Source organism: Faecalimonas hominis (assembly GCF_054660755.1).
Genome location: NZ_BAAHSH010000024.1, coordinates 102078 through 116196 on the forward strand (window position 1 = coordinate 102078; position 14119 = coordinate 116196).

Genomic DNA, 14119 nt, shown 5'->3' on the forward strand with positions numbered 1-14119 from the left:
CTCACCTAAGTTATCTTGTTATCCCTAACTGTTCCAAAATTTCCTTTTGTTTTCTTTCCATTTCCAAACGTTCCTGTTCTTCCATGTGGTCATAACCAAGTAAGTGTAACATACTGTGCGCGATTAGAAAAGCATATTCTCTTTTTATTGTATGCCCGTATTCCTCTGCCTGTGCGATTACCTTTTCTTTAGAAATCACAATATCACCAAGCATCAATTCTCCTGTATCACAATTAAAATAACTGTCATCTTCCTCCAAAAAAGCGAACTCGCCTGCTTTTTCATAATCAATCATCGGGAAAGACAATACGTCTGTAGCCCTGTCTATATGCCTGAACTCAGCATTCATCTCCTGAATTTCCTTATTCATCGTTAAAAGTAAATTCACTTCCGCCTCATAAGGACATTTTTCATAATCCAACACGCCCTCAACAACTGTCTCTGCAAGTGTTTCACACTCTAAATCCAGTTTCAGTTCGCCTTCCTCTTCAAAATATATTGTCATTATCTTCTCCTTTTTTCATGTGTAGATGTATTTTTCTTTTCAAATTCCTCATATGCTTTTACAATCTTTTGTACAAGCGGGTGTCTCACAACGTCTTTACTTGTCAGGTTGCAAATAGAAATATCTTCTATGTTTTTCAATACTTTCTTTGCAATGTCAAGCCCGGAGGTTGTTCCTGACGGTAAATCTTTTTGTGTAGAGTCACCTGTGACAACAACCTTTGAGCCAAAACCAATTCGTGTCAAAAACATTTTCATCTGAGCAGGCGTCGTATTTTGCGCCTCATCTAAAATGATAAACGCATTGTCAAGAGTACGTCCTCTCATATATGCCAGCGGTGCTACCTCTATCAGTCCTTTTTCCGAATTTTTAATAAAAGACTCCGCTCCCATAATCTGGTATAACGCATCATACAGAGGTCTTAAATACGGATCAATCTTACTCTGTAAATCTCCCGGCAAAAATCCCAGTTTTTCTCCTGCTTCAATGGCAGGACGGGTTAAAATAATGCGTCCCACTTCATTATTTTTAAATGCAGTGATTGCCATCGCCATAGCAAGATATGTTTTCCCTGTTCCTGCCGGTCCAAGTCCAAATGTAATCATCTGCTTTCTGATGGCGTCTACATATTTCTTTTGTCCCAATGTTTTTGGTTTAATCGGTTTCCCCTGCAGTGTGTGACAGATAATCTCTTTATCAATCTGCAAAAGTCCGTCCGTATTGTCCTCAAACGAAAGCGAAAGGGCATAATCCACATTTTGTTCCTGAATCACATTCCCTCTCCTTGATAATTCAAGCAACTGGGAAAGAACATTCTCCGCCTTTTCCACATAAGAGGATTCCCCCAATATTTTTACTTCCCCATTTCTTGCAATCAATGTCACATGAAGTGTACGCTCAATTTTTTTTGCAAATTTATCAAATTCCCCGAAAACATTTTTCTCATGTTCCGCTGAAACTTCCATAACTCTTTCAAGTATTCCCATTTAATCAACTCCTTTTGATTCCTTTTCTTTTATCTGAAGGATAGTCGTATCTTTTCTCATTTTTTCAGATTTAATCAGAGTCAGTTCCCCCTTTGCTTTAGCGGTTTTTGACCCTTTGTATATTTTAACATCTTTTTCAATTATTTCTACCCCTTTTTCTTCCAAATCTTTACAGAAATTTTGAAACTCTTCACTCAAAATCCTCTGTATTTCTTTATCACTTCTTTTTTTCCTCTCCGGTTTATATTCTTTCACTTTCATTTTGCCGTAAGATAACGGAAAATAAAAATGTTCTCCAAGCCTTAACCTGCTCTCGCTTGTATACGTCTCCTTATATTTGAACTTATTGTGCATAAATCCGAGACCAAAAAAATGTTGTTCCGTTTTCAAAAACATCTGGCTCCTCGTTTTTCCCGTATATTTCTTTTTCATGTAATCTGTGGGAGTTTCAGACTGATATGAGTGCGAGACCTTTAGGCGAATGTCTGCATCAGCCGGCTGATAACGATACTCCACCACTTCCTTCGCATCATTTTTAATTTCTACTCTCCCACTGACAAGTACATCTCCCTTTTTTACTTTGTCTCCGACAGAAACAAGCGGTACTCCTGAACGGGCAATGATTTCCACTACCTCTCCATTTTCAGAGGCAACCAGATCAGTGACCTTCTCCTCCTTATTTACTTTTTGCGGAACTGTATCCGTATTTTCTTTTACCTGAATCATCAGACGACTTCCCTGTATGGAGACCGAAACCCATATTATATCATCAAATTGTTTCCGTATATCTTTTGCAATACGTTCACAGTTAATTTTTGCCTTCGGCATTCCATGATACACTTTTTTCGTTTCCAAAAACTCCAAAATTACCTCATCTGTCTGTGAATAGTTTCCCTCAATATGAATATTCCATACAATCATAGAAAAAAGATAGATAGAAAGCATGCAGCCGACTGCACCGATAAAAAACACTTTTCTTTTTCTATATTTATGTAAAAAAAAAGGAAGACCATATCGATTTAAAATCACAACTTTTGTCTTCGTTTTCTTCAAAATAGGTTTTAATTTTCTAAAACCGCTTATGCTGATAAACATTTCGTAATCATGCATACGCGGAGTCAGCCCCCATAAATAAATATGATGATGGCGGCATAAATTTAAAAAACGCTCCGGAGAATATCCGATAATTTTTATACGCAGATAGCCTTTTATATAGCGAATGATAGAAAGTAGCACACATTTGCCTCCTTTAAGAATACTCAACCGATTTAATCTGACCTGTTATTTTCATCTCATCATTCGTATAATATTCAATTTGCATATTTCTTCCTGTTACCCGTATCTGACCGACTTTGCTCCGAATGCGTATCAATGTATCCGTATACTCCATAATCCCTTTATAATTTTCAACGCAAACTTCCAACTGTCCCGTCATCGTTATAATCGGAACACCAAAAATGACATCTTTTGGAAGATTTGTCGTACACGCCATTTTCTTTTTCAAAGACTCTTTCATCACAAATGCCACACATATAAGTTTATAGTAATATATGTAATATACTCAGATTTATTACTTTATAATAGCATTTGCCTCTTTCTGTGTTAAATGTCCAAATTCAACCATTTTCTCTATCACCTGTCTCTGACGTTGTTTTGCCAAAGTGGGATTTACATTTAACGAATATGCGGAAGGTGCGTTTGGAATTCCCGCCAGCAGAGTACTCTCATAGTCCGTCATATCTTTTGGCAGTTTATTAAAATATGTCATACTTGCGTCTTTCACACAATAACAGTTATTTCCAAAATATATGGAGTTTACATACAACTCAAGAATTTCGTCCTTCGTATATTTTCTTTCCATTTCTACTGCTACAAATACTTCCGCTATTTTGCGGACAAACTTTTTCTCCTGAGTGAAATAAAGATTTTTTGCTAACTGCTGAGTGATCGTGCTCCCTCCCTCCACAAGAGACATTGCCTGAATATCATGTATTGCCGCTCTTGCGGTTGCAAGTATGTCGATACCCGGGTGGGAATAAAATCTGTGATCCTCCACGGAAATGATGGCGTCCTTATAAATCTGCGGTAATTCTTCAACAGACGTATATTGCTTTTTGCTTCTGATTTCTGCAACTTTCTCTTCAATACTCACTTCATTTACCGCATCTTTATACATTGTATAACCCTGATAAATTAAATACGAGCAGATTCCGATACATGCAACTAAAAGCACTATAAAAATATTTTTAATGATTTTTCTTACTGTACGCATAGATAATTCTCCTTCTACAAATAAAAACAATTTTACCAGAAAGTATTCTATCAAAAAAACTGTAAAAATACTTTAGGATAATCTTAAGTTTTTATAAGGATTATCACTCCAAATTTCCTTTTCCCCTGTATCTTCTATAGTACACAAGTCCCACAAGGTCCGCCAAAAACCAGCCAATCGGAATTGCCCACCATATGCCAACAACACTTATCCATTTTATATCTGACAGAATATATGCAAGAGCAACTCTCGTTCCAAGAGAAATAACCGTCAATACGATAGACATCTGAGGTCTCCCCATTCCTCTGTACAATCCGTAAAACATAAACAAAAATCCAATCAGACAATAAAACGGACAGACAATTTGGAGATAACGCACTCCCTCTGCGATTACTTCAGTTTCTCCTGCCGAAACAAAGCAGTTCATTAATTGCGAAGCAAATAAAAAAACAATCGTGGAAATAACGATACAGGTCATTAAAATCAATTTTACCGCTGCCTTTGTTCCCGTATGAATCCGTTCAGTTTTGCCCGCACCACGATTTTGTGCCACATAAGTAGAAAATCCATTTCCGAAATCCTGTACCGGTATATAGGCAAAACTGTCAATCTTGACCGCAACTGCAAATCCTGCCATAACGGTAATCCCAAAACTGTTTACCAGCCCCTGCACCATCAGGATTCCAAAATTCATAATAGACTGCTGAATACTTGTCATAACAGACTGATCTATTATCTTTTTCATTAAACTTTTCTTTATGACAAACATTTCCTTTTGAAATTTCATTTCAGGAACACATTTCAATGTATACCACGCTATCCCCACTGCCGAAATAATCTGAGCGATGACAGTGGCATATCCCGCTCCCTGCACGCCCATCTGAAATGGCACAACAAACAGATAATCCAACACAATGTTCACCACGGACGAAATCACGAGAAATATAAGCGGAATAAAGGAATTCCCCATACTTCTCAAGACTGCGGCAAAATAATTGTACAGAAAGACAAAAAACATACCCGCAAAAATAATCAACAGATAATCTTTTGTCATGGCAAAAATACTTTTTTCTATATTCAACAACCGCAAAATTTCATCAATAAACAAAAAACTAAGCCCGTTAATTACAACGGTCACACCAAAAATAAATATAAATGACTGAAAAAAACTTTGAGACAACTGTTTTGAATCTCTTGCACTGTAAAAATATGAGAAGATAACGCCGCTTCCCATACAAAGTCCGATAATAATAGAAGTCAAAAAAGTCATTGTCATATAGGAAGAACCAACCGCTGCCAATGCGTCCGCTCCGACAAATTTTCCGACAACGATTGTATCAACCAGATTATAAAGTTGCTGAAACAGGTTTCCTGCAATCAGGGGAAGCGAAAACAAAACAATTGACTTCATTTCGTTTCCCTGCGTTAAATCTATATTTTTTGTTTTCATTTTATTAAACGATACTCAAATCCTTTTATTTAAACCTACTGTCTTTGAGCAACTTGTCCTTTCTCCAAAATATGGTTTAAAAGTGTATGACACCCTTCGGATACATCATCATATGTGGCATCAAAATTTCCCGTATACCACGGATCCGCAATGTCTCTTGGCGCGGACGAAAAATCAAGCAATTTATGTATTTTTTCATCGGGATCACTTCCGAAAATTCTCATCATGTTTTTCATATTCCATGTATCCATACCTAAAATGTAATCGTATTCTGCATATTCTTTTTTAGTTACTTGACGCGCATGGTGGTCTCCACAAAAAATTCCTTTTTCTTTTAGTTTCTGCCGCGTACCGCGATGAACCGGATTTCCGATTTCTTCCCGACTTGTGGCAGCAGAATCAATATAAAATTCCTCTGTTAAATTTGATTTTTTTACTAAATCTTTCATAACGTATTCTGCCATTGTGGAGCGGCAGATGTTGCCGTGGCAAATAAATAGTACCTTTATTTTCTCCATTTTATCTCCTCATATCCTCTCAAAGCCTTATAAATACTGGCTTTTCAGCCTTTGTGCATTTTTTACTTGAAAGGTTCTTTTTCTTATAAATTCTTGTATTTTCTCATGTTTTTTCGGGCATTTGTGGTACAAATGGGTTATTTTTAAAGTCCCAAATTCCTTATGAGATAAGGCTTACATGAGTTGTTTGTGCATGTTTTTGGGTTATAAACTTTTTCTTTTCCAGTTCATCCCTTGCTTCTTTTAATCTGGCAAGTTCTTTCTTTGCATCATCATAGCCGGTATGCGTATAAATATTAAGTGTTACAGATACATCTGAATGCCCCATCAGATATTGCAGTGTCTTTGGGTTCATCCCTGAATTGGCCATATTTGTACAATAAGTATGCCTGCATATATGTGGAGTAACTGGCGGCAATTGCAACAAATTCTCACGATTATATTTTTCTCTTGCATGCTGCATGTACTTTTCCCAATGAAGTGCAACCATTGGCCTTCCATTCTTGTCCAGAAACAGAAATCCTCCATATCCATCCACCATCGGCTCACGTTTTGGTTTCCTTCTATTCTTCAAGATTCGAAGAAATGCTTCTTTTACATCCGCTTCCATTGGAAGTAACCGCGTACCACTTGTTGTCTTTGTAGATACGATGATATACTTCATTTCTCGAGTTCTTTGCAACTGATGATTCACATTGATAATATCTTCTTTAAAGTCCAAGTCTTTTACAGTAAGTCCACAAAATTCAGATATTCTAAGACCTGTCTTGAATAAGATATAAAATGCATCATAATACTGATTATAATGCGGATCATTCTTTACAAAATCAAGAAATTTAGTTTCATCTTCCGGAGAAACAGCTTGTCTTTTCTGACTGTCATTAACAAGTACTGTACCTAATTCAAATCCAAATGGATTTTTTAGAATCAAGTCATCATCCACAGCCATTTGAAAAGCAGGTCTTAAAACACCTCTGATGGAATGAATGGAACTATATCCTCTACCATCTCTTTGTAGTTTTATCAGAAAAATCTTTGCGTCAGAAAGTTTCACATCATCCACTTTCTTATAAGCGAATTCTTCCTTTTTCAATACATTCACCACAAATTTGTAATTTGCTAAAGTATTATGCTTTACTCCTGTTTTCAGGGAAAGATATCGTTCCACAAGTTCAAGCACTGTAATGTTACTTCCTGTAATCCCTTGCATCTGTAAGGACTGAACTTTTCTTTCTTTTTCCCTGAGAGAAAGATCTGCCCGTTTACCTTCCGGCATCTTATCTGCTTCTGTCAATCTCCAACTATATAATATTTTACGCTTACCAAGTGAATCTGTATATTTATAGCGGTAACGTCCACTTGGTTCCTGCCATTCTCCTTGCTGGAGAACTCTGCCTTTATCATCACGTCTCTTTGAAATCATATCCTACCTCCAAGGGGACGCAACATGATATTGTTAGTATATCATGTAACCCCTAATTCGAACACCTCCTTCTTTTAAATTTCATTTTATATCGCACTGAGTGTATCAATAAATTTTTCAAATCTTGTTCGTTTTATCTGTACACGATTCCCATTCCAAAGCAAATACTCTGCATTTGGATTGTCACTGACTAACTTACGAAGCTTTCCTTCTCCAATACGAAAATAGGATGCTGCCTCTTCAATGGATAATGTATACTTCTTCCAATAAGGTATATCATAACTTGTCATTTGTATGCCTCCTTCTATTATCTTTGTTTTTGACATTGGCGGCTGGCAAAGGTATCTATAAAGACTGCCAATGCCAAAGTATTTTTTTGCCAATGTCATCTTTTATTCTGTGATTAACGCAACTGTTTTTCTTCCCTGACACCAGTCATAGCTTAATCTACTTTCCAATTGCTTTCTTACATCTCTTCCTGTTCTGGAAGAAATCCCATAGGCTAGTAGTTCTGCCTCTAATTCTTCTAAACACATTACTTTTCGTTTGGTTAATAACTCCAGGATCAACTTCTGTGCCTTTTCCAGTTTCGTTTCCTTTTTCGTTCCTGCTTTTCCCATCAGCAGATCTTCAATGGATATATCATATTCTCCTAACCAGGTTAATCCTTCTTCTCCTAAAGAAAATGCTATCGGATTTTCTTTTTTAGCAAGAGAATCCTTTTGCTGATATACCACTCGGACATCCTGTTCCTTCTCTTTTTCCACCTTTTCTACAAATAAGATGCTTCGTACTGCCGCTGCGATATCAATGGATCCCAGGGAACGGTAATCGCTCTGACTTCCCGACGACTTATTCAAATGTCCAATGAGAACAATGGCACATCCAGTTCTCTCTGCAATCGTACTGAGATGTCGAAATAAGGGACGGATCTCATTTGCCCGGTTCATATCCACATTGGCTCCCAGATAAGCCTGTATGGGATCCATGATCATGAGTCGTACATTATTCTGTCGGATGGCTTTTTCAATCCGATCGTCCGTCATAGAAAGCTGTTTTTCTTCTTCATTGATGAATCGTACCCTTGTCATATCTGCACCACATTTTGCTAATCTGGGTTTAATGGTATCTGCAATCCCATCCTCTGCTGTTTGATACAACACATTAAAGGGTTCTATGGGTAGTGCATTGGGAAGTTCCTTTCCGTTGGTACAGTATGCGGCAATTGCCATTGCAAGCCATGTTTTTCCTTTTCCCGGATTTCCCTGGATCAAAGTAACCTTTCCAAAGGGAATGAACGGATACCATAACCACTGAACCACCGTTTCCTCAACCTCCGACATTTTCATGACCGGAACTGGTTTTTCCCTGGCATCTTTCCAACACATCTGCTTTGCCATATTTTCTACCGGAACTTCTGCTACCAGACATTCATTCCAGTCTTTCTTCACCGGTTCTAATCGGTACACACTCAGTTCCTCCGGAATAAGAGAAACAAACTGCCTGCATCTCTCATTTCCAGGCTCATCATTATCCAGACACAAGTAGATGGAATGGATCTGAGGATATTCTGTATACATCCGTTTCATTGCTTTTTCACTCAATCCTCCCAGAGAAATATAACTATGCTTTTCCCATTCTTCCGGAACTGCGGTGATATAAGATAAAAGATCAATGGGAGATTCAAACACAAACAGTTTTTCATCCGTTCCTATATGGCCAAATCCATAGGCTTTTTCCGAACCTCTTGCCTCCCCACGATATCTGTTCTCATCAGTTCCACGCATAGCTGCATATCTGGGATTCTGTTCTTTATCTCTTCCAACGAACACCACATTGTGGTAGTTTTTACTTTCATAAATATCCCCCTTTTCAATCATCTGATCTACCAGTTGTTCCGATAGTTTTCTCTGTTCAATGAGATACTTCCTTGCAATCTCACAGCTTTCATTTCTTTCTGGCAGTTCCAATCCAGGCAAGGGGATGGGGCAGACCTTCTGTCTGCCTGCATCTTCCTTTGCCGTTCTTCTGTTGGTTTCTCCAGCTCCCTCTTCTCCTAATAATTCTTTAACTGCCTCTGCAAAAGAAAGACCGTAGAATTCTTTCATAAAATCGATGGCATGACCGCCTTTATTCTGACTAAAACGATACCATTCATTCTTGTTGATCATCACACTGTCATGTCGTAACCACCGGTATTCCTTTCCACATCGTTTGAACTGTTCTCCTCTCCCAGAAAGAAAAACATATAAATCGGTATCATCTGCCCTTTGGATCTGTTCTCTTGTATATTCTTCCATCTTCTAAAATTCCTCCTATAACTCCATTACATGATGTTTCTTCTTTGGTTTCATGGTTCTCACTACCTCTTTTGTTTCTGTGGATTGCTCCCTCTTGTTTGTTTCTAGAAGACAAGCTCCTTCGTCCTCCTCTGCCATCAAAGCCTCCACATGATTTTTGATCCCCTCATACTTTCGTAACATCGTATGGATCCGTTTGTCTTCTTTTCGTAAAGCAGCTATCTCTTCTGATAAACTAGCGACTTCTCGTTTCCATTGTCCTTCTGGAATCTTCCCACTTGGATCCAGGTTTTCTTTTAAGATCCTTTCCGAACGATAATATCCGCTAAGTTCCTTCTTATGTTCCTCTTTGAATTTTTCCCTGCCAAAATATTTGTTCTTTAATTCCAGATAAACAGGTCTTGTTTCAAAGTACTCTTTCATTGCATAAAGGTTGACATTGACCCTTTGTAAAGCAGCCAGTTGTCGATTCAACCGCTGACTTACCTCTTTTAGCTGAGTATCTAATTCCTGGATTTTCTCTGTCAGCTGTTCTGGGGTTCTCACATCCTGCTCTTCCAGAAAGCGGATCGTCTCTGCAAATTGTTTCAGATTTGTATTCTTCGCCTTTTGTGTTCCATAAGCGTAGGATCCTGCGACTGCATTTCTCTTGTCATAATAGTTTCTTAGATAATCCGCTAAAGTTGGCTGATGTAAGAACAGCATCCGTTCCATCAACTGGCTTTGTCGAAACAAAGACCATTGAAGAAGATTCTTTGCCCGTTCTTTCATATCATTCAAGGCACGTATGAGTCTGTTTAAACTTCCCAGTGCAGTGGAAATTCCTCGTGCTTCCATTGCTTGTACATTCGGTCCTTCATGCACCATCGGGATTTTATCAATCCCCCGTTCCTCATAAGATCTGGCATCGACTCTTTCTGTAAGTCCTTTTTCTTCATACAGTTCATTGCACATCCTCGCCCAGGCACTTCTCAATTCTTCCAAGGTTTCTTTCCTACTCCAATCCGTTGTATGTACCGCCCGAAATACCGGTTGTCCTTTCTGATTCAAAACCGGCTGTCCATCCGGTGTCAGTACTGGAACCTTTTTTTGCTTTTGTCCCCAGGTACCATCTTCCTGTAAAGGGCGGATGGGAACCATGATGTGCATATGGGGATTGGGAATTTTATCCTTTGTCTTCTTCGGATCATGGATTGCTAGATCTACGATCATCCCTCTTGCGACTAACTGTTCCTCCACAAATCTTCTTGCAAGCTCAATGTTTTCTTCCATAGAAAACTCATTCATCAAAGCAATATCAAAGCTGTGTGCCAACTGTGCTTTCTTGTTTCCTTCGATCCATTCCACCTCATTCCAAAGGGTCTCCCTGTCTTTGAATCTCTCCGGAGCCTGTTCGGGAAGGTGGATTTCCGCCAACACCACACCGCCTTTTCTCGTATAATCACTTACTTCCCCGTAATACGTACATTCCAGTTTTGCACCGGCTCGATAGGCAGCACTGGCAATGGCAGACTGTCCTTTTCCTCTGGATAATTGATTCAGATGAAAGTGATAACATCCCATCTTACTCATCTCCCTGTAGCGGTTCGCCTCGTTGCATTGCCTTTAAAAGTGCTTCCTCTTCTACGAATTCTCGCTCCTTCGCTTCTGCAATTTCTGCCCGACCACGAACCATTTCATGAACAACGTCACAAAACTTACAAGCAGGATCATGAAGAAGTTCGTCCATCAGCTGATAAAATTCTGCCTCTGTCAGATATTTGGTATCTTTACAGATTGCTTCTATAACTGCTCCTTTCTGAATCAACAGATGGGTTCGTGCCTTTCGTTTTTTCTTTTTCTGTGTATCCAGATAATTCAAGGATCTCTGGATCCTATGTTCTGCCTGTTCTTTCTCAAGCTTTGCCTGTTTCAATGCCGCTTCTGTTTTTTCAATCTCAAAAAGTGCTTCCTGGGTATATTCCTGTAATGTTTTCTTCTTCGCCATATCGTTCTTTTCCTCCTTTTTCTACTCTTCTATTTTCTCTGTTATGGGATAGGCATTTCTGCCGGAAGGGGAACCCTTCTTCGGATGGATCATCCGCAAACACTTTCGGAATTCCCCTTCAGAAAGATGCTGCTTCCGTAGTACGTACATACCTTTTAAGGTATATAAGTGCGCCCTTCTGCTTTCAGCATCCGAGTTTCTCTTACTCAAACGGAAGTTCTTCTCCGTCTGGAAGATGCATAAATCCATCTGGATCGGTATCTTCTTTCTTTTCTGATCCTGACAGTTTCTTCCCTTCTGTGAAATAATGTTCTTCTACAATCACGTTAGTGGCATAAACTTTATTCCCATCCTGATTCACATAACTTCCTGTCTGGATCCGTCCGCTTACTAAAATCTTCAAACCTTTTTGCAGATATTTTTCTACAAACTCAGCATTCTTCCCAAAGGTAACACAAGAAACAAAATCTGTTTCTGCCTTTCCATCCTTTCGATATCGTCTGTCTACTGCCAGCGTGTATCTTGCCATTGCAGTACTGTTTTCATCCTGGAGATATTTCACCTCCGGATCTTTTGTCAGTCTTCCCATTAAGATTGTTTTGTTCATGTAATTTCTCCTTTCTCTTTTCGTTTTTTGTTTGTTCTTGAATCAGGCCCGATTCTTTTAAGGCAAATGTAATTTGTTCCTCATATATCAGAACGTAGAGAGGACTTTTTACAAATAAAAAAGGAATTTTATTTTTTTGTCCTCATATAACGAAAGGCTCAGAGGGGAAAATACAGGGTGGAAAAGGAAATTTTTTATTTTTCTGCACAAAAAAATACCCCTATGACTTCAAAATCGAAATCATAGGAGTATTTAGTCCTACCTACTCAGTGGGGTGTTTTACATTTTGTTTTACACATGTTATTACAGTGTTTTTCAGTTCGACAAGCTGGAATTTCATAAACGCATTTGCTTCTTAAACGCAAACATTCCCTCATTGCCATCACCGACAAAATCGTCCGGTGTATCCGGCATAGGATGTTTTTCATTAAAAAATTCTGTAATATGAAAGCCGCAGACATTCACATAAAAATGAATGTTGCGCTTATCAAAGTACGGCGTACAGGTTTCCCATACTTTCGTGTTCGGATATATTCGTTCCAATTCAAACCATATCTTCTTACCGATACCATTGCTCTGAACTCCGTTCTTTACAAAAAGCAGGTCAAGATGGTTATGCTGTGTACTCTCATTGATAATAACAACAGCACCGCCCACCATTTCTCCATCGACAACGGCTTTATAGACAGCAGAACCCTCCGCATTCAGCGACTGGTCAATGTCCTTTTCAGGCAGAATAACAGCATCTGTTTTCCCAAAAGCATCTTCAAAACCTTTCTGAAATGCTTCCTGCATATCCGCCTTGTATTGCGTTAATTCTTTTGGTTCTATACAAACTAATTGGAAGGTCATTTTATATCTATCTCCTCAAAAATTCTAGTTTTCCAATTTAACAAACTTGAATTTTCAAATTAGTCTTTGCAAATAACCTTTGAATCTTCACCATCAATTACAATTCCCTGACTGTTGTTAATTGGGCATAGATTCAAATCCGAAAACTCAGTTATTATTTTCTCGGTAACTTTCTTAAATGGTGCTGTAAGATAATGCGGAAGAACATAGAAATCAATCAAATCAAGCCCTGCATCATCTTCTTGTGAGTAGTCCTCCGGCTTTTCATCCATTTGTTCAATATATTGGATAGTTGGAGCGCATATAATCGCACCTGCCGATTCACCGATCATCAGTTTTCCCTTTTCCAATTCCTTCTTCAATAGCTCATCCGTTCCCGTTTTACGGAGCTGGTCCATAAGGACGAAAGAATTTCCGCCGGTAAAATATATCACATCTGCTTCTTCAAAAACAGACTGTATCGTTGAATAAGCCTCCGTTGAAATATCAATTTCAGTTACGATTGCTCCCAACTTTTTGAATAATTTTCGAGCCGAGCCGACATAACCGGTGTAGCCTTCACGCAGTGAAGCTGTTGGAATAAATGCGACTTTCTTATTTTCAATTTCTTCCTTTATCAGACTTCCTACATTTGAAAAGTGCGAACATAAAAATAGTTTCATCAATATTCTCCTTTATAAATCCCGATTGAGATTTCACCTGTTTTAAGAAATTTAATAACTGTTATATTTTATTATTAAATTCTTCGCAACCCCTTGAAAACACTGGATTTGTCGCAGGTGAGCTTTCCCTTATTATTTCCCTTGTGTTATATCGTCCCATCAGTGTTTATGCACTCTGATAAGGGCAAATACAAGGGCAAGAAAAATCTATAAGACAGTATAACACAAAATAAAAGTGACATGGTGAACTGATTGAAATGCTTCTTAATTTTTGCTACTACTGATTGATTAAATGATAAGGAGATGGGATACGATGAGAACAATATTTGCAGAATACAATCCACAGTGCAACAGCATTGATGTATATACTAATACGGGCTATATACTCCGTATTGATTGTTGGGAAGCAGAAAAAAATTTAAGAACCACACCTGGATCTGATTGTGCTTTGACATCGCTTGCAATCGATGAGCCATTAGAATATGCAAGGTTATATCTTGATGGGAATTTACAGATGTGGGTAGATGCTGAAGATTCATTAGAGTTATGATTATTCC

Annotated in this window: 16 protein-coding genes; 1 reads left to right on the top strand and 15 read right to left on the bottom strand. The window is 38.4% G+C overall.

The features are described from left to right. Positions 1-10: 10 nt before the first annotated feature. The 15 genes from ybeY to ACYQ35_RS04140 all read right to left on the bottom strand — a co-directional run bounded on the left by ybeY (position 11) and on the right by ACYQ35_RS04140 (position 13562). Positions 11-505: an rRNA maturation RNase YbeY gene (ybeY, locus tag ACYQ35_RS04070; RefSeq protein ID WP_009757052.1), complete on the bottom strand. Its 495-nt coding sequence runs from the start codon at positions 503-505 to the stop codon at positions 11-13. Further along, positions 505-1491 (bottom strand): PhoH family protein, encoded by a 987-nt coding sequence (locus tag ACYQ35_RS04075; RefSeq protein WP_009757053.1) that lies wholly within the window; start codon positions 1489-1491, stop codon positions 505-507. The genes ybeY and ACYQ35_RS04075 overlap by 1 nt, the downstream gene beginning before the upstream one ends. After that, positions 1492-2727, bottom strand: coding sequence for a sporulation protein YqfD (locus ACYQ35_RS04080; RefSeq protein WP_009757054.1), 1236 nt, complete (start codon positions 2725-2727; stop codon positions 1492-1494). It lies immediately after the preceding gene. A 13-nt stretch (positions 2728-2740) separates the two neighbouring features. Next, positions 2741-3007, bottom strand: a complete 267-nt coding sequence (yqfC, locus tag ACYQ35_RS04085; RefSeq protein ID WP_009757055.1) for a sporulation protein YqfC — start codon at positions 3005-3007, stop codon at positions 2741-2743. 54 nt (positions 3008-3061) lie between these two features. Next, positions 3062-3763 (bottom strand): transglycosylase domain-containing protein, encoded by a 702-nt coding sequence (locus ACYQ35_RS04090; RefSeq protein WP_009757056.1) that lies wholly within the window; start codon positions 3761-3763, stop codon positions 3062-3064. A 103-nt stretch (positions 3764-3866) separates the two neighbouring features. Then, positions 3867-5174 (bottom strand): MATE family efflux transporter, encoded by a 1308-nt coding sequence (locus ACYQ35_RS04095; RefSeq protein WP_459830517.1) that lies wholly within the window; start codon positions 5172-5174, stop codon positions 3867-3869. 74 nt (positions 5175-5248) lie between these two features. Continuing rightward, positions 5249-5731 carry a low molecular weight protein-tyrosine-phosphatase gene (locus ACYQ35_RS04100; protein ID WP_459830520.1) on the bottom strand — a complete coding sequence of 161 codons (483 nt, stop codon included), beginning with the start codon at positions 5729-5731 and terminating at the stop codon, positions 5249-5251. 160 nt (positions 5732-5891) lie between these two features. Beyond that, on the bottom strand, positions 5892-7154 hold the full coding sequence (locus tag ACYQ35_RS04105; RefSeq protein ID WP_004840332.1) for a tyrosine-type recombinase/integrase: 1263 nt from the start codon (positions 7152-7154) through the stop codon (positions 5892-5894). Between the two features lie 86 nt (positions 7155-7240). Beyond that, positions 7241-7444, bottom strand: a complete 204-nt coding sequence (locus tag ACYQ35_RS04110; protein ID WP_009243293.1) for an excisionase — start codon at positions 7442-7444, stop codon at positions 7241-7243. 102 nt (positions 7445-7546) lie between these two features. Continuing rightward, positions 7547-9454: an AAA family ATPase gene (locus tag ACYQ35_RS04115; protein ID WP_459830525.1), complete on the bottom strand. Its 1908-nt coding sequence runs from the start codon at positions 9452-9454 to the stop codon at positions 7547-7549. 15 nt (positions 9455-9469) lie between these two features. After that, positions 9470-11017 (bottom strand): MobQ family relaxase, encoded by a 1548-nt coding sequence (gene mobQ, locus ACYQ35_RS04120; protein ID WP_459830528.1) that lies wholly within the window; start codon positions 11015-11017, stop codon positions 9470-9472. Between the two features lies 1 nt (position 11018). Next, the gene (locus tag ACYQ35_RS04125; protein ID WP_459830530.1) at positions 11019-11441 is read right to left on the bottom strand and encodes a DUF3847 domain-containing protein; all 423 of its coding nucleotides are present in this window, start codon (positions 11439-11441) and stop codon (positions 11019-11021) included. A 202-nt stretch (positions 11442-11643) separates the two neighbouring features. Beyond that, on the bottom strand, positions 11644-12048 hold the full coding sequence (locus ACYQ35_RS04130; RefSeq protein ID WP_459830535.1) for a single-stranded DNA-binding protein: 405 nt from the start codon (positions 12046-12048) through the stop codon (positions 11644-11646). Positions 12049-12384: 336 nt separating this feature from the next. Beyond that, positions 12385-12900 (bottom strand): GNAT family N-acetyltransferase, encoded by a 516-nt coding sequence (locus tag ACYQ35_RS04135; protein ID WP_009244780.1) that lies wholly within the window; start codon positions 12898-12900, stop codon positions 12385-12387. A 59-nt stretch (positions 12901-12959) separates the two neighbouring features. Beyond that, the gene (locus tag ACYQ35_RS04140; RefSeq protein ID WP_459830539.1) at positions 12960-13562 is read right to left on the bottom strand and encodes a Type 1 glutamine amidotransferase-like domain-containing protein; all 603 of its coding nucleotides are present in this window, start codon (positions 13560-13562) and stop codon (positions 12960-12962) included. A gap of 313 nt (positions 13563-13875) precedes the next feature. On the opposite strand from ACYQ35_RS04140, the gene ACYQ35_RS04145 reads away from it, so the two are divergent. Next, on the top strand, positions 13876-14112 hold the full coding sequence (locus tag ACYQ35_RS04145) for a DUF6061 family protein (protein WP_002578301.1): 237 nt from the start codon (positions 13876-13878) through the stop codon (positions 14110-14112). Positions 14113-14119: the final 7 nt, after the last annotated feature.